Origin of the sequence: Stenotrophomonas sp. NPDC077461 (assembly GCF_049545475.1) — a bacterium.
Taxonomy (GTDB): domain Bacteria; phylum Pseudomonadota; class Gammaproteobacteria; order Xanthomonadales; family Xanthomonadaceae; genus Stenotrophomonas; species Stenotrophomonas nematodicola.
This window is the reverse complement of sequence record NZ_JBMWDO010000001.1, coordinates 239,283-258,536: the sequence shown is the minus strand read 5'-3', so window position 1 is coordinate 258,536 and position 19,254 is coordinate 239,283. Positions and strand designations below refer to the sequence as shown.

The window sequence follows — 19,254 nt, the reverse complement described above, 5'->3', positions numbered from 1 at the left end:
GGTACCAATCCCGCATGACCGATCTCGCCCGCCCCGCCTTCCACGGCTTTGAACAGCTGCCCCTGCGCGAATACGCCGAACGGGCGTACCTGGACTATTCGATGTACGTGGTGCTCGATCGCGCACTGCCGTTCATCGGCGACGGGCTCAAGCCGGTGCAGCGCCGCATCATCTATTCGATGAGCGAGCTGGGCCTGAACGCGGGCTCCAAGCCGAAAAAATCCGCACGTACTGTCGGCGACGTGATCGGCAAGTACCACCCGCACGGCGACAGCGCGTGCTACGAAGCGCTGGTGCTGATGGCCCAGCCCTTCTCCTACCGCTATCCGCTGATCGAAGGCCAGGGCAACTTCGGTTCGACCGATGATCCCAAGTCGTTCGCGGCGATGCGTTACACCGAATCCAAGCTGACCCCCATCGCCGAAGTGCTGCTGGGTGAGATCAGTCAGGGCACCACGGACTGGACCCCGAACTTCGACGGCACCCTGGAAGAGCCGACCTGGATGCCGGCGCGCCTGCCGCACCTGCTGCTCAACGGCACCACCGGCATCGCCGTGGGCATGGCCACCGACGTGCCGCCGCACAACCTCAACGAGATCGTCAGCGCCCTGCTGCACCTGCTGGACGATCCCGATGCGACCGTGGCCGATCTGTGCGAGCACGTGAAGGGGCCGGACTACCCGAGCTTCGCCGAGATCATCACGCCGCTGGCCGACCTGCGGAACATGTACGAGACCGGCAACGGCAGCGTGCGGGCGCGCTCGACGTTCGTGAAGGAACACAACAACATCGTGGTCAACGCGCTGCCCTTCCAGGTCTCGCCGTCGAAGGTGATCGAGCAGATCGCCGCGCAGATGCGCGCCAAGAAGCTGCCGTGGCTGGAAGACATCCGTGACGAATCCGACCACGCCAACCCGGTGCGGGTGGTACTGGTGCCGCGCTCGAACCGCGTGGATGCCGAACAGTTGATGGGCCACCTGTTCGCCACCACCGACCTGGAGCGCAGCTACCGGGTCAACCTCAATGTGATCGGGCTGGACGGCCGTCCGCAGGTGAAGAACCTGAAGATGCTGCTCAGCGAGTGGCTGCAGTTCCGCGGCACCACCGTGACCCGCCGCCTCAACCACCGCCTGCAGAAGGTCGAGCGCCGCCTGCATGTGCTGGACGGCCTGCTGGTTGCCTTCCTCAACCTGGATGAGGTGATCCACATCATCCGCACCGAGGACGAGCCCAAGCCGGCGCTGATCGCACGCTTCGGACTGAGCGAGGAGCAGACCGAGTACATCCTGGAAACCAAGCTGAAGCAGCTGGCACGCCTGGAGGAAATGAAGATCCGTGGCGAGCAGGATGCGCTGGTCAAGGAACGCGACAAGATCCAGTCGATCCTGGAGAGCAAGGCCAAGCTGAAGAAGCTGATCCGTGACGAGCTGGTGGCCGATGCGAAGAAGTTCGGCGACGACCGCCGTTCGCCGCTGGTCCAGCGGGGTGCGGCGCAGGCCATCGACGAAACCGAGCTGGTGCCCAGCGAGCCGATGACCGTAGTGCTGTCGGAGAAGGGCTGGATCCGCGCGGCCAAGGGCCACGACATGGACCCGTCCACGCTGTCCTACCGCGACGGCGATGCGCTGCTGGGGGCGGTCCGCGCACGCAGCACCCAGCAGGTCGCGTTCCTGGACAGCGAAGGTCGCGCGTACTCGACCCTGATCCACACCCTGCCCTCCGCGCGCGGCAATGGCGAGCCGTTGACCGGCCGCTTCTCGCCCGCGCCGGGCAGCGCGTTCATGACCCTGGCCAGCGGCGAGAACAACACCCGCTTCGTGCTGGCCTCCACGCATGGCTATGGCTTCGTGACGCGCTTCGAGAACCTCACCGGCCGCAACAAGGCCGGCAAGGCGATGCTCAATCTCACCTCCGGCTCGAAGGTGCTGACCCCGGCCGTGGTCGCCAATCCGGACACGGACCGGATCGTGGCGGTGACCAGCTCGGGCAACCTGCTGGCGATTGCGGCCAGCGACCTGCCGGAACTGGACAAGGGCAAGGGCAACAAGATCATCGACATCCCCAAGGCCAAGCTCGCCACCGAGCGCGTGGTGGCGGTGGTGTCGGTGAGCCCCGGCAACACCCTGCTGGTGCGCAGCGGCCAGCGGACGATGAACCTGTCGTTCAAGGACCTGGACACCTACCTGGGCACGCGTGCCACGCGCGGCCATCTGCTGCCGCGTGGCTGGCAGAAGGTCGAAGGACTGGCGGTGGAGTAACGCCGAGAGGATCGAACGCGGTCCCGATCACGTAGACACAGAAAGGCCGGGTTTCCCCGGCCTTTCTGTTTGCTTCTGCGTCGGCTGGCTGGCGGCTGCGGGCGGGCGGACGCGGGTGTCTGCGGCGTGCTGGCGAACGCTGGCTGGCGCGCGATTGAACACGCACGCACCTCAGTGCGCGGCGGTGCCCTTGGCCTGCATCTTGCTAGTCTGGTACAGCGCCAGGCCGATCCGCTTGATCAGCCCCAGCTGCTGTTCCAGCCACCAGGCGTGGTCTTCCTCGGTGTCCTTGAGCTGCACCAGCAGCAGGTCGCGGCTCACGTAATCCTGATGCTGTTCACACAGCTTCATGCCGGCAGCCAGGTTGTCGCGCACGCTGTACTCGGTGTCCAGGTCCTTCTGCAGCATCTCTTCGACCGTGGTGCCGGGCTCGAACGCATACGGGCGCATATCCGGATCGCCGCCGAGGAACAGGATGCGACGCAGCAGCGCATCGGCGTGCTGGGTTTCCTCTTCCATCTCATGGTTCAAGCGCTCGTACAGCGCGAACAGGCCCTGGTCTTCGTAGCGTCGCGAGTGGATGAAATACTGGTCGCGTGCGGCCAACTCGCCGCGCAGCAGGTCCTTCAGGCACGCAATGACGTCCGGATTGCCTTTCATGGTGGGGGGTTCCTGGTGGATCGATGGCGCACATGGTGCCGCATCCAGCGTTCCAATGATCTAATCGGAATCAGTCGCAGTTGGCGCCTACAATCGGCCAACACCGTCATCGGGGGGCGCGGGATGCGTCGCTGGCTCACGCGGGTGCTGTGGCTGTTGGTGGTACTGCTCATCGTTGTCATCGCCATCGTGTGGGGGCTGCTGCGCGGCAGTCTGCCCGCGCTGGACGGCACACAGCCGCTGGCGGGCCTGCAGGCTCCGGTGAGCGTCACCCGCGATGCGCTCGGCGTGGTCACCATCGATGCCGGCAGCCAGGCCGATGCGATGCAGGCGCTGGGGCTGGTGCACGCGCAGGAACGCTATTTCGAGATGGACCTGATGCGCCGCACCGCCGCCGGCGAGCTGGCCGCGCTGTTCGGCCCGGCCGCCGTCGAGATGGACCAGCGGATGCGCGTCCACCGTCTGCGTGCGCGTACCCGCGCGCATCTGGCCGAGGCCATCGGTGCGCAGCCCGAGGTGATCCAGGCCTATGTGGCGGGTGTCAACGCCGGCCTCGCCGGGCTGCGCGTGCGCCCGTGGCCGTACCTGCTGCTGCGCCAGCCGCCGGCCCCCTGGGCAGCCGAGGACAGCGTGCTGACCGGGCTGGCGATGTATGCCGATCTGCAGGACCCGGGCAACCAGGACGAGCTGGCGATGGCGCGCCTGCGTGACGTGGTGCCGCCACCGTTGTATGCCCTGCTCGCCCACGACGGCAGCGAGTGGGATGCGCCGCTGTTCGGCCCACCGCGTGGCAATGCGCGGCTGCCCGGCGCCGACGTGCTGGACCTGCGCCGGCCGTTGGCCGTGCCCCCCACCACAACAGCCGCGCGCGCCGAGCCGGATGTGCACGGCAGCAACACTATGGCCGTGGCCGGCGCACTCACCGCCGATGGCCGTGCGATCGTCGCCGATGACATGCACCTGGGCCTGCGCGCGCCGAACCTCTGGTTCCGGGTGCGGCTGCGTTATCCCGACCCGCAGGCACCCGGCGGCAAGGTCGATGTCACCGGCTTTTCCCTGCCCGGGTTGCCGGCGATCGTGGTCGGCAGCAACGGGTACGTGGCGTGGGGATTCACCAACAGCTACATCGACAACGCCGACTTCGTCCCTGTGCCGGCCGCCGCGCCCGGCACGGCCGATGGCATCCGGCGCTACGAGGAGCGCATCCAGGTGGCCGGGCAGCCCGACGTCCTCCTGCAGGTGCGCGAGAGCGCCTGGGGGCCGGTCCTGCACACGCGTGCGGATGGCAGCGGCGAGGCCCTGCGCTGGACCGCGCAGTTGCCCGGTGCACTGCGGCTGGACTTCGCGGCGATGGCGCGCGCCGGGAATCTGGACGAGGCCCTGCGCATCGCCGACCACGCCGGTATTCCCACCCAGAACCTGCTGCTCGGCGACCGCAACGGACGTATCGCCTGGCGGCTGATCGGCGCCCGACCCGACCGTGCCGCCGGCTGCCCGCCCGCCGGCGCCGCACAGCCGGCGGCGGCGCACTGCGCACCGTGGCCGGTCCGCAGCGACGGCTCACCGGCCCTGGTCGACCCGCCCTCGCACCGCCTGTGGACCGCCAACGGGCGCGTCCTCGACGGCGAAGCGCTGGCCGTCGCCGGCAACGGTGGCTACGACCTGGGCGCGCGCGGGCGGCAGATCCGCGACGGCCTGCTCGCGCGCGACCGCTTCACCGAAGCCGACCTGCTGGCGATCCAGCTCGACGACCGTGCGCTGTTCCTGGCGCGCTGGTGGACCCTGCTGCGCCAGGTGGTCGAACGCAGCGACGACCCCGCGCTACAACGCCTGGAGGCGGCCAGCCGTCACTGGGACGGGCGCGCCGGGATCGACTCGGTCAGCTACCGGCTGGCGCGCGGCTTCCGCGGCAAGGTGGTGGACGCACTGACGGCGGGCCTGCTGGCACCGGCCAAGGCGCAGCTCGGCGACCAGTACCTCGCACCGCGGCTGGCCCAGTTCGACGGGGTGGCCTGGCCGCTGGTGACCGAGCGCCCCCCCCACCTGCTGCCGCCCACCTATCCCAGCTGGGACGCGCTGCTCGCCGATGCCGCCCGCCAACTGGAGACCGACCTTGCCGCACAGGGGCCCGATCTGGCGCAGCGCACGTGGGGCGAGCGCAACACCGCCGCGATCTGTCATCCGATCAGCCGCGCCCTGCCCGCGTTCGCCCGCCGCTGGCTGTGCATGCCCGCCGATGCCCTGCCCGGCGACCGCGACATGCCCCGCGTGCAGGGGCCGGCGTTCGGTGCCTCGCAACGCATGGTGGTCGCGCCCGGCCATGAGGCCGATGGCCTGGTGCACATGCCCGGCGGCCAGAGCGGGCATCCGTTGTCGCCGTTCTGGGGCGCAGGGCACGAGGACTGGGTGAAGGGAACGCCGACACCGTTCCTGCCGGGCAGGACGGTGTACCGCCTGGACCTGACGCCGGGCACCGCGCGGTAGCGGGCCCCCGCCGCATCTGCCGCATCTGCCGCAGCTAGCGCCAGCGACGCTCCATCGCGTTCAGCAGCGGCCCGGTCATGGCGGTGGTCACCAGCGCCATGATCACCAGGACGGCGAACAGCCGGTCGCCAAGGAAACCCAGTTCGTAGCCCAGATTGAGCACAATCAGCTCCATCAGCCCGCGGGTGTTCATCAGCGCGCCGAGCGTCCAGGCGTCGTGGTTGCCCATGCCGGCGCTGCGCGCCGCGCTCCACGTGCCGATCAGCTTGCCCAGGGTGGCCACCGCGATCACCACCAGGCACAGCAGCAGATCGCTGGCCTGCAGCGCGTCGGCGCGCATGCGCAGGCCGGTCATGGCGAAGAACAGCGGCAGCAGCAGGGTGACCGCGAACGGCTCGACCCGGGTGGCCACGGTGTGCCGCAGCGTGGCATTGCCGGACACCGCCACACCGGCGGCGAACGCACCGAACAGCGCGTGGATGCCGAGTATTTCAGTGACCAGCGCGCAGCCCAGCGCCATCAACAGCATGATCAGCAGCCAGCGGCCCTCCAGCCCCGGCGCAATCGTGCGGCGCGAGAACCACGGCCGCACCACGCCCAGCATCAGCGCCACGAACGCCACCACACAGACCAGGTTGATCGTCGCCGGCACCCAGCCCTGCGCCTGCGCGGCCGCCACGATCAGCGCCAGCAGGCACCAGGCAGTGGCATCGCCAAGTGCGGCGCAGGCGATCGCGGTCTGGCCCAGCGGCGTGCCGGTCATGCCGCGGTCGGCCAGGATGCGCAGCAGCACCGGGAACGCGGTGATGCTCAGCGATACGCCGACGAACAGCGCAAATCCGGTGAATCCCACACCGCCCGGCGCGTGCGCGTCGTACAGCCACAGCGCCAGCAGCACGCCAAGCACGAACGGCACGGCGATGCCGGCATGGCTGACCACGAACGCGAAGCGACGCCGGCCACGCAGGCCACCCAGATCCAGTTCGGCGCCGGCCACCAGCAGGAACATCAGCACACCCAGCTGACTGAGCAGCCCCAGCGAGCCCAGCGACGCCGGCGGGAACAGCACGCCGTGCACCTGCGGCAACAGCGCGCCCAGCACCAGCGGCCCCATCATCAGGCCCGCGGCCATTTCGCCGATCACGCCCGGCTGGCCGAGCCGGCGGAACAGCCAGCCGGTGCCCTTGGCCACCAGCAGCAGCACAAGAAGCTGCAGCAGGAACAGCCCCAGTGGCGTACTCAGATGCGCTGCCCAGTCGGCATCGAGGGCCGCATGGGTACGGGCGACCTGCGCCTGCACGCCGGGACCGGCAAAGCGCGCAAGGCCGAGGCCCACCAGCAACGGTAGCGCCACCCAGCCGAGATACCGCCATGCCAGTCCGCGGCGACGCACGCCGCCGGTGGTGTCCGCTTCCATGACCGGTCCCGATCGATTGACGCAGGGATTCTACGGGTTCAGGGGCATCGCGGCAGCAGGCAGCGGTGCGGCGACACGGTGGCGTCGCCGCACCGGATCGATCACGCCAGTGCCTGGGCGTGCACACCGGCGACCGCGCGACCGGACGGGTCGGCCATTGCCGCGAAGCTCGCGTCCCAGGCGATGGCGGCCGGCGACGAACAGGCGATCGACTTGCCGCCCGGCACGGTTTCGGCCGCCGCCTGGGTCGGGAAGTACTGCTCGAACACGTGGCGGTAGTAATAGGCCTCTTTGGTCTGCGGCGGGTTGTGCACGAAGCGCTTGTCCGCCGCCGCCATCACCCGGTCGCTGATCTGTGCGTCGGCATGCGCCTTGAGCCCATCGATCCAGCCGTAGCCCACGCCGTCGCTGAACTGCTCTTTCTGCCGCCACAGAATCGACTCCGGCAGATAGCCCTCGAAGGCTTCACGCAGCACCGCCTTTTCGATCCGGCGCGCGCCGTCGCCGCCCTTCCCCACCATCTTGTGGCGGGCATCGATGCGCATGGCCACATCGAGGAACTCGCGGTCCAGGAACGGCACGCGCGGCTCCACGCCCCAGGCCATCATCGACTTGTTGGCACGCAGGCAGTCGTAGTTGTTGAGCGCGTCGAGCTTGCGCACCAGTTCCTCATGGAACTCACGCGCGTTCGGCGCCTTGTGGAAGTACAGATACCCCCCGAAAATCTCATCGCTGCCTTCGCCGGACAGCACCATCTTCACGCCCATCGCCTTGATCCGGCGCGCCAGCAGGAACATCGGCGTGGAGGCGCGGATGGTGGTGACATCGTAGGTTTCCACGTGCCGGATCACTTCCGGCAACGCATCCAGCCCTTCCTCGAAGGTGTACTCGAACCCGTGGTGCACCGTGCCCAGCGCCTCGGCCGCGATCGCCGCAGCCGCCAGGTCGGGCGATCCCTTCAGGCCGATCGCGAACGAATGCAGGCGCGGCCACCACGCTTCGCTCTGGTCGCCGTCCTCGATGCGATGGCGGGCATAGCGTGCGGCCACCGCAGCCACCAGCGAGGAATCGAGACCGCCGGACAGCAGCACGCCATAGGGCACGTCGGTCATCAGCTGCCGGTGTACGGCACGCTCGAAGGCTTCGCGCAGCTCGGTCAGGTCGGCAGCCACGCCGTCCACCGCGTCGTAGTCGCGCCACGGGCGCTCGTAGTAGCGGGTCAGCGTGTCGGTGGCGCTGTCGTACCAGTGGCCGGGCGGGAACTGCGCGGCGTCGGCGCAGATGTCCACCAGTGACTTGAGTTCGGAGGCCACCACCAGGCGGCCGGCGCTGTCGTGGCCCCAGTACAGCGGCACCACGCCGATCGGATCGCGTGCGATCAGTACACGCTGCGCCGCGCGGTCCCACAGCGCGAAGGCGAAGATGCCGTTGAGGCGGTTGAGGAACGACGCGGGGGTGTCCTGGCGGTACAGCGCGTTGATCACCTCGCAGTCCGACCCGGTCTGGAAGGCGTAGGGCTGGGCCAGCTCGCCCTTGAGTTCACGGTGGTTGTAGATCTCGCCGTTGACGGCCAGGGCCAGGTCGCCGTCGTCGGACAGCAGCGGCTGCGAGCCACCGGCCGGATCGACAATCGCCAGGCGCTCATGGACCAGGATGGCGCCGTCATCGACGTACACCCCGCTCCAGTCCGGGCCGCGGTGGCGTTGCCGCTGGGACAGCTCGAGGCTGTGGCGGCGCAGGGCCGGAAGGTCGTCGCCGGCCTGCAGGCCGAAAATACCGAAGATCGAACACATGGGAGCAGCTCCTGGGAATGGGGGAATACACGTGACGTCTGTATCCGACCGGCCACCTTTCCCGGGCCTGTGCTGCACCCGGAAAACAAAAAACCCGCATCGACCGATGCGGGTTTTCTGGGTCCGGGCGTGTGTTGCTGTTCTAGCCCTGGTCGCAGTCCCGCATCGGCCGCGCACGATTATTCGCGCGCAGATTGCTGCGGTTATTGGTGTTGACGGCGGTGGCCAGGAACGAGGACATGGATCGACCGTACCCCGGTTTTGGCGACGGCGCAACTGTTGCGACGGCAACCGATTCAGCGGGCGCGCCATCGCGCTCGGGGATAATCGCCCACCCCGTTCCGGATCTCATGGATGACCCTCTGCTTCCCCCGCCTGCGCGCCGCGCTGCTGCCGACGCTGGCCCTGCTGGTCCTGGCAGGCTGCCATAGCGCCCCTACCCGCCCGGTCAGCGACACCGAACGTGATGCCCTGGCCGCTGCGGCCGATGGGCAGTTCGACTCGGCGATGCGCGTGGCCAGGATGTACCGGGCCTGGAATGACCCGCGCGCGTTGGACTGGTACGCGCGCGCCGCCGCCACCACCCCACGCACGCATCGCACCACCGGTGCCGAAGAGGAGTTGGGCACGATCCTGGAACGCGGCCGCCTGGACAGCAGCGACACGCCGCAGAAGCCCGAGGCGGTCGTGTTGAAGCCGTCGCCACGCAAGGCCTTCCGCTGGTACCACAGCGCCGCGTACCACGGCTCGCCCTATGCCATGCACGACCTGGAGAAATGGTATGAACGCCGCGGCGACATGGAAGGCGCACTGCGCTGGCGCCTGCGCTCGGCGGTGTATCTGCGCGAGCTGTACAAGCTGCAGGCGCTGCGCGATGCGACCAGCGGGTCGGCCAAGCCCGGCACGCCGGTCAGCAGCGCGCCGTCGCCGAACCCGGTGATCGCCGCCATCCAGCGCCGTGCCGAACGCGGCGATGCCGAGGCCCAGGTCGATCTTGGCGCGCTGTACGAAGCCGGCATCGGCGTGACCGAGAGCAAGGCCGATGCGCTGCGCTGGTATGCCCGCGCGGGCGACCAGGGCAATGTGTATGGCCAGTACCTCGCCGGGCTGCTGCAGGGCCGCGGCGGGCGTGGTCTGGAAAAGAACGTGAACGCGGCCGCAGGCTGGTTCGCCCGTGCCGAAGCGCAGGGCTTCTACATGGCGGCCGAATCGTACTGGCGCGAGGCGATTGCGCCGCCGTTCTTTACCTTTGAATGATGGCCAAGCGGCGTACCGGGCCCCGCCCGGTCGCGCTGTACACAGCCAACGGCGCTGCGCAAGACTGCATCACCACGCGCTTCTCGCCCAGAATGGGCGGCATGAACAGCGTCACTTTCCGCAACGACACCCTCACCCGCGAACGCATGCAGCAGATCATCGCCGCGCATCCACGCGCGGCGGTTTTTGAATCCTGCGTGTTCGACGGCGGCGATTTTTCGCGGCTGGACATGGATGGCTTCCAGTTCAACCAGTGCTCGCTGGCGGGCACGAGCTGGCTGGCCGCCTCGCTGGAGGAAAGCCGGTGGCACAAGTGCCGGGGTGCGCAGGCCGACCTCAGTTCGGCGCTGCTCAGCGACAGCCATTTCTCGCACTGCGATCTGAACAACAGTCATTGGCGCCGCGCGACGCTGTCCTCGGTGCGGTTCGAGGACTGCAAGCTCACCGGCGCGCACCTGCAGGAGGTCAGCGGCTGGGCGCTGGAGTTCCGCCATTGCCTGATGGTGAGCGCGGACCTGCGCGGTCTGTCGTTCCGCAAGGCGCAGCTGGACGGCATGGATTTCTCCGATGCGGAGCTGTCCGGCTGCGACTTCCGCGACGCGGTGTTCAACGGCGGCAGCCTGCGCAATGCGCAGACCCGGCTGACCCGCTTTGACGGCGCGGACCTGCGCGGCACCGATATCAGCGGGCTGAACGTGATGGACAGCAAGCACTTCAAAAAGGCGGTGATTTCGCAGCAGCAGGCGGCCGCGGCATTGGCCGCGTTCGGGCTGATTGTGGCGTGATGGGCGGCTGGCTGGAATGCCTGGCTGGAATGCCTGGCTGGGTAGAGCCTACCGGGTAGAGCCGGGTGTTGGTCGGCTGTTTGTGGTCTGGTGAAGAGCAGCCGACTGACAGTCGGCTCTACCTTTTCGTCGGCTCTACCTTGTCGTCGGCTCTACCCTGTCGGCCACGCGGTTACGCCAGGAGCCGCTCGATGAGGCGCTGGTACAGGGCCGGCAGCCGTTCCAGGTCGGCCACCGCGACGTTCTCGTCCACCTGGTGGATGCTGGCGTTGACCGGCCCCACTTCGATGCACTGCGCGCCCAGCGGCGCGATGAAGCGCGCATCGGAGGTGCCGCCGCCGGTGCTTTCCTCCGGCGGCGCGCCGGCGAACGCACCCAGAACCTCGCGGGCCACCTGGCGCAGCGTGCCTTCCGGGGTGTAGAACGGCTCGCCGCTGCGGTGCCAGCGGAGCGTGTAGTCCAGCGCATGGCGGTCGAGCAGCGTGGCGATCTCCTGCTCCAGCACCGGCGCGCTCCAGTGCGGGTTGTAGCGCAGGTTGAACTGCACCTGCAGCTCGCCGGGGATCACGTTGTTGGCCCCGGTACCGGCATGGATGTTGGAGATCTGCAGGCTGGTCGGCGGGAAGCTCTCATAGCCGTCGTCCCATTGGCGCGCCGTCAGTTCGGCCACTGCCGCGGCAGCCAGATGGATCGGGTTGCGCGCCTTGTCCGGGTAGGCCACATGGCCCTGCACGCCCTTGACCGTCAGCGTGGCCGACAGGCTGCCACGACGCCCGACCCGCAGCAGATCGCCGAGCACGGCGGTGGAGGACGGTTCGCCGGTGATGCACCAGTCGATGCCCTGCCCCCGCGCACGGAAGACGTCGGCCACCCGGCGCACGCCATCGATGGCGTCGCCTTCCTCATCACTGGTGAGCAGTACCGCGAGGGTGCCAGGGTGGTCCGGATGAGCGGCGACGAACTGCTCGGCGGCCACCACGAAGGCGGCCACGCTGCCCTTCATGTCCGCCGCACCGCGGCCGTACAGCACGCCATCACGGATCTGCGGCACGAACGGGTCGCTGGTCCAGGCCTCGACCGGCCCGGTCGGCACCACGTCGGTGTGGCCAAGCAGCACGAGCACCGGCGCGCCGTGCCCGTGGGTGGCCCACAGATTGTCGACCTCGCCAAGGCGCAGGTGTTCGCAGCTGAACCCGGCGCGCTGCAGGCGCCCGGCCAGCAGCGCCTGGCAGCCGGCATCGTCGGGGGTCACCGACGCGCGCGCGATCAGGTCGCAGGTCAGTGCAAGGACATCGCTCACGCGCCGGCTCCGAAGCGCTGCTTGAAACCGTTGTCCGAGAACCCCTGGGTCACAGTGCCGTCGGCCGTGACCACCACCGGCCGCTTGATCAGCTGGGGATGCTCGCGCAGCAGCAGCTTCCACTCCGCGTCGGAGGCCGCCGCCTTGCGGTTCTCCGGCAGTTGCCGCCAGGTGGTGGACGAGCGGTTGACCAGTGCGGCGAATCCGCCGGCCTGCGCGGCCCAGTCGATCAGGGTTTCCGGCGAGGGGGTGTGCTCGCGGTAATCGACAAAGGTGTACGGCACATGGAAGCGGTCGAGCCACTTGGTGGCCTTCTTGCAGGTGTCGCAGTTCTTCAATCCATACAGGGTGGTGGTCATGGCGCGCTCCGCACAACGTCGATCAGGAAAGACCGCCGAAGCATGTCACACCAGGCGTTCGGACACGACCCGGAACGGCACCTGCGGCACCCGGAAGCAGAGCGCATCGGCGGGATCGACCCCCATGCCCGCCACCCGCGGACAGTGCGGCTGGCCCACCAGCCGCAGCGGCTGCACCTGCGACACCGTGATCGGCAGGACTATGTGGGTCAATGCGGTACGGCCGTCGCCGCACACGGCGATGGCCGCGTCCTGGCAGGCGAGAAATGCCAGCGCCTGCGGCGTGTCGGCGAACGCACCCGCCGCCCAGCCGGGCGGCCAAGCCGCTGTCGGCGCCAACTGCGCCTGCAGTGCCGGTGCACTGCCCTGCCCCGGTTCGATGCGCGTCCGCCACCCATCGCCGCTGCGGCCGTGATCGAAGCGTGCCGGCCAGTGCGGCTGCATCGCATCGCTGAACAGACGGGCGCCCACGGCGTGGGTCACGCTGTCGATCACGTTGCGGTCGAACAGCACCACCGGCGTGGTCGCCGTGTCGTCTTCGGGCAGCAGGTACCAGCGCCAGTTGCTCTGCAGCGGCGAGGGAAACAGCGCACGCAGCCGTCCGGCGAACGCCGGGCCGAAATGGCCGTGCCGATAGGTCAACACCGTGTAGGGCGTGCGCCCGGCGTGGGTGAACAGCCGGTAGCCCGGTGGCGCTGTGGGCGCGTTGGCGGCATCCACCCACCAGGTCATGTAGATCACATCGCGCACATCGCTGCACAGCGGTGGCACCGGCAGCACGCGGGTCAACGCGCGCCGCAGGGCCGTCCAGCGCGTACCGTCCAGCAGGCGCTGCAACGCGCGTCCCGGCCACCCCGGGAAGGGATGGCGGTAGCGCGCTGCCTGCGCCAGCGACGGCGCCAACTCAGTCGGCCAGACCGCGCAGCAGGTCGTTGACGCTGGTCTTGCTGCGGGTCTTGGCATCGACCTGCTTGACGATCACGGCGCAGTACAGCGAGTGCGAGCCGTCCTTGGACGGCAGCTGGCCGGACACCACCACGCTGTACGGCGGCACCGAGCCGTAGCTGATCTCGCCGGTGGCACGGTTGTACACGCGGGTGCTCTGACCGAGGAACACGCCCATGCCGATCACGCTGTGGTGACCCACCACGAAACCCTCGACCACCTCCGAGCGGGCGCCGATGAAGCAATGGTCTTCGATGATGGTCGGGCTGGCCTGCAGCGGCTCGAGCACGCCCCCGATGCCGGCGCCGCCGGACAGGTGGCAGTGTTTGCCGATCTGCGCGCAGGAACCGACGGTGGCCCAGGTATCGACCATCGTGCCTTCACCCACGTAGGCGCCGATGTTGGTGAAGCTCGGCATCAGCACCACGTCCTTGCCGAAGTAGGTGCCGCGGCGCGCGATGGCGCCCGGCACCACGCGCACGCCGGCACGGCGGAACCTGGCTTCATCGAAGCCGGCGAAGCGCGATTCGACCTTGTCCCAGAACGGCGCCGGGCGTGCGTCGACCACGGCCATGTCGTTGACGCGGAAATACAGCAGCACGGCCTTCTTCAGCCACTCGTTGACCTTCCAGCCGCCGTGGCCATCCGGCTCGGCCACGCGGAATTCGCCGGTTTCCAGGCCGTCGATGACCCGGCCGACCAGCGGCTTGGTCGAGCCTTCCAGTTCATGCAGGGTCAACGTGGCACGGCGCTCGAAGGCGCTCTCGATGCCGAACTTCAGCTCTTCCACGCCCGGCGTGGCCGGCTTGCGCAGCGACTTGCGGGCGATGGTGGCGTCCCGGCTGGCGGTGCGCTTGGCGGCACTTTCGGTCGGGCTGGCGGCGGCCTTGCCGGCGGCGGCTTTGCGCGGCGCGGCCTTCTTCGCGGCCACCGGCGCCTTCGCGGCAGGCGCCGTCCTGGCGGCGGCAGTCTTCTTGGCCGCCGCAGAGGTAGCGGCAGTCTTCTTGGTCGGCTTGGTGGCCATCAGCGGGGGTCTCCGGCGTTTCGATCAGGGTCCAGGCAGGCCAGCATGGCGTCGTGCAGCTGCTGCCTGGCGGATTCGGTCAGGGGGTGGTCGTGTTCATCGCTGATCACGAACATGTCTTCGGCGCGCTCGCCGAAGGTGGCGATGCGGGCGTCGTGCACGCGCAGGCGCTGGTTGCGCAGCACGTAGGCGACATCGGCCAGCAGGCCGGGGCGATCCGGCGCGACCAGGCTGAAGCGGGTGCTGCTGCTGCCTGCGTCGGCGATGTCGCGGAATTCGATGCGGGGCGCGAAACGGAAATGGCGCAACTGGCGGGGAATGGCCCGGCGCGAGGGACGCAGCCGGGACAGGTCACCGGCCAGCGCATCGCGCAGCGCCGCCTCCAGCCGTGGCGCGTCGCCATCGGCGAAGCTGTCGGCCGGCGTCACCTCGAAGGTATCGAAGATGGTGTCCACCGGCCCGTCCAGTACGCGCGCGCGGTGGATGCCGTAGCCCTTGCGGTCCAGCGTCATCACGATCGCGGCGAACAGGCCATCGCGATCGGGCGAATGCACGAACACTTCCAGCGCCTGGTCGTCAGGAGTGATGCGGCGCACCTTGACCAGGGTCTGGCCCTGCTTCACCGGCACCAGCGCTGCAGCCTGCCACGCCAGTTGCTCGGGGCGCAGTCGGATGAAGCTCTCGTCGGGCATCACCGCGAACTGGCGGTCGATGGTGGCGTCGTCGTAACCGCGTTCGCGCACCAGCGTGCGCACCGAGTCACGCGCCTCGGCCACGCGCTCGGCCGCCGGCATCTGGTTTTCGAGCCCGTCGCGCAGCGCGCGGCGCGCGGCGAAGTACAGATCGGCCAGCAGCCGGTCCTTCCAGGCGTTCCAGAGCTTGGGACTGGTGCCGGCGATGTCGGCGCAGGTCAGCAGATAGAGATAGTCCAGCCGGTCGCGGCTGGCCACCAGCGTGGCGAAGCGGTGGATCACGTCCGGATCGGAAATGTCCTGCTTCTGCGCCGTCACCGACATGCGCAGGTGCTGCTCGACCAGCCAGGCCACCAGGTCGGTGTCCGAGGCGCTCAGCGCATGCGCCTGGCAGAAATCGCGTGCGTCCACCGCACCGAGTTCGGAATGGTCGCCGCCGCGGCCCTTGGCGATGTCGTGGAACAGGCCCGCCAGCAGCAGCAGCTCCGGCTTGCGCAGGCGCGGCCACACCTCGTGGGCGATCGAGAAGCGCTCGTCGGCGCGGCTGCTGGCGAACAGCCCGATGTTCCGCAGCACCATCAGGGTGTGCTGGTCCACCGTGTAGACATGGAACAGATCGAACTGCATGCGCCCGGACACCTGGGCGAACGCCGGAATCCACTGGCCGAGCACGCCCAGGCGGGCCATCCGCGCCAGCGTGTCGACCGCGCGCGGGCTGCGCAGCAGTGCCATGAACTGCTCGCGCGCCGCCGCGCCCGCGCCGGTATACGCCGGCAGCGCGGCCAGCGACTCGGCCAGCGCGCGTGCGGTCAGCGAATGCAGGCCGCGCACGTCGGGGTTGTAGGCCCAGCTGGAGAACAGCGCGAACACCTGTTCGATATCGCCCTGCGGCCACTGCGGATCGTTGGCGGCCAGGTAGCCGCGACGCAGCGAGAAACCCACGCTGACCGGCTCGGGCACCGCTTCGCCGTCGAACTGTTCTTCAAAGCGCTGCAGCAGGCGGTCACTGATCCGCCGCACCACCGTGGCGCTGCGGTAGAAGCCCTGCATCATTTTCTCGACGCCCAGGCTCTCCGGGTCGTCTTCGAAGCCGAGGCGTGCGGCCAGGGTCTTCTGGTAATCGAAGCGCAGGCGCTCTTCGGGCCGGTTGGCGACCAGGTGCAGGCCGAAACGCAGCTGCGCCAGCGCACAGCGCTCGCGGCGCAACGCGGCCGCTTCGTCCAGCCCCAGGTGGCCCAGACCGACCAGGGCTTCCAGCTCGCGCACGCCGAAAGCGCGCAGCGCCATCCAGCCCAGCGTGTTGAGATCGCGCAGGCCGCCGGGGCCATCCTTGATGTCCGGCTCGAGGTTGTCGGCGGTATCGCCAAAGCGGCGATGGCGCGCCAGCAGTTCCTCGCGCTTGGCAAGGAAGAAGTCGCGTGGGGACCAAAGTCCCTCGACGTTGACCGCGGCCTTCAGCGCCTGCCGCGCGGCCTCGTCGGCCACCAGCGGGCGTGATTCGATCAACGCGGTCAGCACGGTCTGGTCGGCACTGGCCTCGGTGCATTCCCGCGCCGAGCGCACCGCATGGCTGACCGGCAGGCCGCAGTCCCAGAGCAGGGCGAACAGGCGTGCCAGGCACGGTTCCTGCGCCCGCTGGCATGCCGGCTCGCCAAGCACCAGCAGGTCGATGTCCGACCGCGGAAACAACTCGCCGCGCCCGTAACCACCAACGGCGAACAGCGCCAGACCGCTCTCGGCCGGCAGGCAGCGCTGCCAGGCCAGGCGGATCAGGTGGTCGGCCGCGCGCGCGCGCAGCGCCAGCAGGCGCTCGATGTTGTCGCCCTGGTCGAAACGCCGGTACAGGCGCGCGTCGGCCTGCTGCAGGGACTGCCGCGCTGTCGCCGCCCAGTCCGGGTCGGCGACGGAGGTGGCCGGCGCGTCCAGCATCGGGCTCGCCGGCAGCATGCTCAGACCTGCGATTCGCCGGGCGAGAGGGTCAGCACGTCCACGCCGGTCTCGGTGACCGCGATCATGTGCTCCCACTGCGCCGACAGCTTGCGGTCCTTGGTCACCACGGTCCAGCCATCCGGCAGCACTTTGTTGTAGCGGGTGCCTTCGTTGATCATCGGCTCGATGGTGAAGGTCATGCCCGGCTGCAGCACCAGGCCCTGGCCCGGACGCCCGTAGTGCATCACCTGCGGTTCGTCGTGGTAGATCTTGCCGATGCCGTGGCCGCAGTACTCGCGCACCACGCTGAAGCGCTCGGCTTCGGCATAGCTCTGGATCGCATGGCCGATATCGCCGAGCGTCGCGCCCGGCTTCACCGCGCGGATGCCGCGCCACATCGCTTCATAGGTGGTGTCGACCAGGCGCCTGGCCATCACCGACGGGGTGCCGACGTAGTACATGCGGCTGGTGTCGCCGTGCCAGCCATCCTTGATCACGGTGACGTCGATGTTGACGATGTCGCCGTCCTTGAGGACCTTGGCTTCGCTGGGAATGCCGTGGCAGATGACGTTGTTCACCGACGTGCAGACGGTCTTCGGGAAGCCCCGGTAGCCGACGTTGGCCGGCGTGGCCTTCTGCACGTTGATGATGTGGTCGTGGCAGATGCGGTCCAGCGCTTCGGTCGTCACGCCCGGCTTGACGTGCGGGGTGACGATGTCGAGCACCTCGCTGGCCAGACGGCCGGCGATGCGCATCAGTTCGATTTCCTGGGGAGTTTTCAGATTCACGCTCATGGCGACCATTATCGCCGATCCGGAGCCAGACTGAACGGGGCCGGCGGGAACGCCGACAGCCGAGGTTGGGCTGGCTGACCGGGGCCGCCGTGCGCCGGGGAGGCCGCGTGAACGCAAAAAACGCCAAATCCGGCCAGAAATCCTCACGTTTCCCCGACAACCCCGCTTCTATAAGCAGGGTAGCGCCCGCCCGGCGCCCGTCCCTGCAGTACGTCAGCATCGACCTGATCATCCAGGACCCCCGTCCAAGGAGAATGCCCATGCGATCCCTGCGTCCCCTGCTCGTCGGTGTCGGCCTGGCGGCCCTGTCCACCCCCGCCCTGGCCGCCGATACGACCACCTTCAACGTCAAGATCATCATCACCAAGGCCTGCACGATCACGGCGGCAGCCGCCACGGACGTGGATTTCGGCAGTGCGCTGTCCACCGCCACCAGCCCCTCCAACGCCCAGGGCACGATCACCGCCCAATGCTCGGCCTTGACGCCCTACACCATCGCGCTCAACGCCGGCTCCAACGCGGGCACGGCCAATGACGTCACCACCCGGCGCATGAAGAACACCAATGCGGCGGTGACCACCAACAATTTTGTCGGCTACCAGCTGTACCAGGATGCCGGCCACAACACCGTGTGGGGTGCCACCGCCGGCACCAACACCGTGGCCGGCATCGGGACCGGCCTGCCGCTGGCCTACAACGTGTACGGCCAGATCGCCAATCCCAGCGTCAACAACGCCGCTACCGGCAGCTATCAGGACACCGTCACCGCCACCATTTCCTACTGAGGTTGCCATGCTGACTTTCGGACCGGGGCGCCCACGGCGACCCACGGCGTCGGCATGGCGGGCGTTGCCTTGGCTGTGGCTCGGCATCGCCGGCATGGTCCACGCCGCGAGCCTGCAGGTCGCGCCGACCTCGCTGCAGCTCACCCCTGGACAGAATGCGGACGCGTTGTGGGTCAGCAACAGCGGCACCTCGCCGGTGGACGTGCAGGCGCGCGTATTCCGCTGGACGCAGCGCGATGGCAAGGACGCGCTCGAGCCCACCACCGAGCTGGCAGTGAGCCCGCCGATGCAGTCGCTGGCCGCCGGCCAGCAGCAGCTGATACGGGTGGTGCGCGTGCAGCCGGAAGCGCCCGCTGCGCAGCTCGCGTATCGGGTGATCGTCGATGAGGTACCAACGCTCGACCCGGCCCGCCGGGGCATGCAGTTCGTACTGCGCTACTCGCTGCCGGTGTTCGTGCAGCCGGCCGGCGGACAACCGCCGGCCCCGGACCTGCAGGCCAGCGTGGTCGATCTCGGCGCGGGGCGCATCGCGCTGCAGGTGCATAACCGCGGCAACAGCTATGCCCAGATCGCCGACCTCGCCGTGGGCGACCCCGCGCGACCGCAGATCGTGCAGCCGGGCCTGCTCGGGTATGTACTGAGCGGCCAGACCATGCGCTGGCCCCTGGAACTCACCGCAGCCCGGATGGCGGGCGGCACGCTTTCGGCGAAGATCAATGGCGAGCAGGCCCAGACCCCGCTCCCCCTTGCGCCACCGTCTCGCTGAGGCGTG

Annotated in this window: 15 protein-coding genes; 6 read left to right on the top strand and 9 right to left on the bottom strand. The window is 68.9% G+C overall.

Features of this window, described 5'->3' with window-relative positions; genetic code table 11:
- Positions 1–14 precede the first annotated feature (14 nt).
- Positions 15–2,258: a DNA topoisomerase IV subunit A gene (gene parC / locus ACPEH8_RS01195; RefSeq protein WP_017357361.1), complete on the top strand. Its 2,244-nt coding sequence runs from the start codon at positions 15–17 to the stop codon at positions 2,256–2,258.
- A 171-nt stretch (positions 2,259–2,429) separates the two neighbouring features.
- Here parC and bfr read toward each other — a convergent pair whose 3' ends face one another.
- Entirely contained in the window at positions 2,430–2,918 is a 489-nt protein-coding gene (gene bfr, locus ACPEH8_RS01190; RefSeq protein ID WP_423665843.1) for a bacterioferritin, read from the bottom strand.
- A 123-nt stretch (positions 2,919–3,041) separates the two neighbouring features.
- On the opposite strand from bfr, the gene ACPEH8_RS01185 reads away from it, so the two are divergent.
- A complete protein-coding gene (locus ACPEH8_RS01185) occupies positions 3,042–5,402 on the top strand; it encodes a penicillin acylase family protein (RefSeq protein WP_423665841.1) in 2,361 nt (786 codons plus the stop codon).
- A gap of 34 nt (positions 5,403–5,436) precedes the next feature.
- On the opposite strand, the gene ACPEH8_RS01180 is transcribed toward ACPEH8_RS01185, so the two are convergent.
- Complete coding sequence (locus tag ACPEH8_RS01180; protein ID WP_313160073.1) at positions 5,437–6,819, bottom strand: cation:proton antiporter; 1,383 nt, start codon at positions 6,817–6,819, stop codon at positions 5,437–5,439.
- 101 nt (positions 6,820–6,920) lie between these two features.
- Complete coding sequence (gene asnB / locus ACPEH8_RS01175; protein ID WP_136004235.1) at positions 6,921–8,612, bottom strand: asparagine synthase B; 1,692 nt, start codon at positions 8,610–8,612, stop codon at positions 6,921–6,923.
- A 354-nt stretch (positions 8,613–8,966) separates the two neighbouring features.
- Here asnB and ACPEH8_RS01170 point away from each other — a divergent pair, with 354 nt between their 5' ends.
- A complete protein-coding gene (locus ACPEH8_RS01170; protein ID WP_423665839.1) occupies positions 8,967–9,869 on the top strand; it encodes a tetratricopeptide repeat protein in 903 nt (300 codons plus the stop codon).
- Between the two features lie 101 nt (positions 9,870–9,970).
- Positions 9,971–10,654, top strand: a complete 684-nt coding sequence (locus ACPEH8_RS01165) for a pentapeptide repeat-containing protein (RefSeq protein ID WP_136004239.1) — start codon at positions 9,971–9,973, stop codon at positions 10,652–10,654.
- A 172-nt stretch (positions 10,655–10,826) separates the two neighbouring features.
- On the opposite strand, the gene dapE is transcribed toward ACPEH8_RS01165, so the two are convergent.
- From dapE to map, 6 genes are read right to left on the bottom strand one after another with little or no spacing between them, the layout of a single operon-like run.
- Positions 10,827–11,954: a succinyl-diaminopimelate desuccinylase gene (gene dapE / locus ACPEH8_RS01160; RefSeq protein WP_262071611.1), complete on the bottom strand. Its 1,128-nt coding sequence runs from the start codon at positions 11,952–11,954 to the stop codon at positions 10,827–10,829.
- Entirely contained in the window at positions 11,951–12,313 is a 363-nt protein-coding gene (locus tag ACPEH8_RS01155; protein WP_262071610.1) for an arsenate reductase, read from the bottom strand. Before ACPEH8_RS01155 ends, dapE begins: the two co-directional genes overlap by 4 nt.
- Before the next feature lie 45 nt (positions 12,314–12,358).
- Complete coding sequence (locus tag ACPEH8_RS01150; RefSeq protein WP_262071609.1) at positions 12,359–13,216, bottom strand: hypothetical protein; 858 nt, start codon at positions 13,214–13,216, stop codon at positions 12,359–12,361.
- Position 13,217: 1 nt separating this feature from the next.
- Complete coding sequence (dapD, locus tag ACPEH8_RS01145) at positions 13,218–14,282, bottom strand: 2,3,4,5-tetrahydropyridine-2,6-dicarboxylate N-succinyltransferase (RefSeq protein ID WP_153164421.1); 1,065 nt, start codon at positions 14,280–14,282, stop codon at positions 13,218–13,220.
- A complete protein-coding gene (locus tag ACPEH8_RS01140; protein WP_423666144.1) occupies positions 14,282–16,903 on the bottom strand; it encodes a [protein-PII] uridylyltransferase in 2,622 nt (873 codons plus the stop codon). The genes dapD and ACPEH8_RS01140 overlap by 1 nt, the downstream gene beginning before the upstream one ends.
- A 20-nt stretch (positions 16,904–16,923) precedes the next feature.
- Entirely contained in the window at positions 16,924–17,697 is a 774-nt protein-coding gene (gene map, locus ACPEH8_RS01135; protein WP_026070700.1) for a type I methionyl aminopeptidase, read from the bottom strand.
- 260 nt (positions 17,698–17,957) lie between these two features.
- Between map and ACPEH8_RS01130 the strand changes: the two genes are divergently transcribed.
- Together ACPEH8_RS01130 and ACPEH8_RS01125 are read left to right on the top strand one after the other, a co-directional pair.
- On the top strand, positions 17,958–18,482 hold the full coding sequence (locus ACPEH8_RS01130) for a Csu type fimbrial protein (RefSeq protein ID WP_017355581.1): 525 nt from the start codon (positions 17,958–17,960) through the stop codon (positions 18,480–18,482).
- A gap of 7 nt (positions 18,483–18,489) precedes the next feature.
- The gene (locus tag ACPEH8_RS01125) at positions 18,490–19,248 is read left to right on the top strand and encodes a fimbrial biogenesis chaperone (protein ID WP_026070699.1); all 759 of its coding nucleotides are present in this window, start codon (positions 18,490–18,492) and stop codon (positions 19,246–19,248) included.
- Positions 19,249–19,254 lie beyond the last annotated feature (6 nt).

Bases quoted from the DNA above. Each gene is read 5' to 3' on its own strand.
- parC (WP_017357361.1), top strand. From the start codon at position 15: ATGACCGATCTCGCCCGCCCCGCCTTCCACGGCTTTGAACAGCTGCCC.
- bfr (WP_423665843.1), bottom strand. From the start codon at position 2,918: ATGAAAGGCAATCCGGACGTCATTGCGTGCCTGAAGGACCTGCTGCGC.
- ACPEH8_RS01185 (WP_423665841.1), top strand. From the start codon at position 3,042: ATGCGTCGCTGGCTCACGCGGGTGCTGTGGCTGTTGGTGGTACTGCTC.
- ACPEH8_RS01180 (WP_313160073.1), bottom strand. From the start codon at position 6,819: ATGGAAGCGGACACCACCGGCGGCGTGCGTCGCCGCGGACTGGCATGG.
- asnB (WP_136004235.1), bottom strand. From the start codon at position 8,612: ATGTGTTCGATCTTCGGTATTTTCGGCCTGCAGGCCGGCGACGACCTT.
- ACPEH8_RS01170 (WP_423665839.1), top strand. From the start codon at position 8,967: ATGACCCTCTGCTTCCCCCGCCTGCGCGCCGCGCTGCTGCCGACGCTG.
- ACPEH8_RS01165 (WP_136004239.1), top strand. From the start codon at position 9,971: ATGAACAGCGTCACTTTCCGCAACGACACCCTCACCCGCGAACGCATG.
- ACPEH8_RS01155 (WP_262071610.1), bottom strand. From the start codon at position 12,313: ATGACCACCACCCTGTATGGATTGAAGAACTGCGACACCTGCAAGAAG.
- dapD (WP_153164421.1), bottom strand. From the start codon at position 14,282: ATGGCCACCAAGCCGACCAAGAAGACTGCCGCTACCTCTGCGGCGGCC.
- ACPEH8_RS01140 (WP_423666144.1), bottom strand. From the start codon at position 16,903: ATGCTGGACGCGCCGGCCACCTCCGTCGCCGACCCGGACTGGGCGGCG.
- map (WP_026070700.1), bottom strand. From the start codon at position 17,697: ATGAGCGTGAATCTGAAAACTCCCCAGGAAATCGAACTGATGCGCATC.
- ACPEH8_RS01130 (WP_017355581.1), top strand. From the start codon at position 17,958: ATGCGATCCCTGCGTCCCCTGCTCGTCGGTGTCGGCCTGGCGGCCCTG.
- ACPEH8_RS01125 (WP_026070699.1), top strand. From the start codon at position 18,490: ATGCTGACTTTCGGACCGGGGCGCCCACGGCGACCCACGGCGTCGGCA.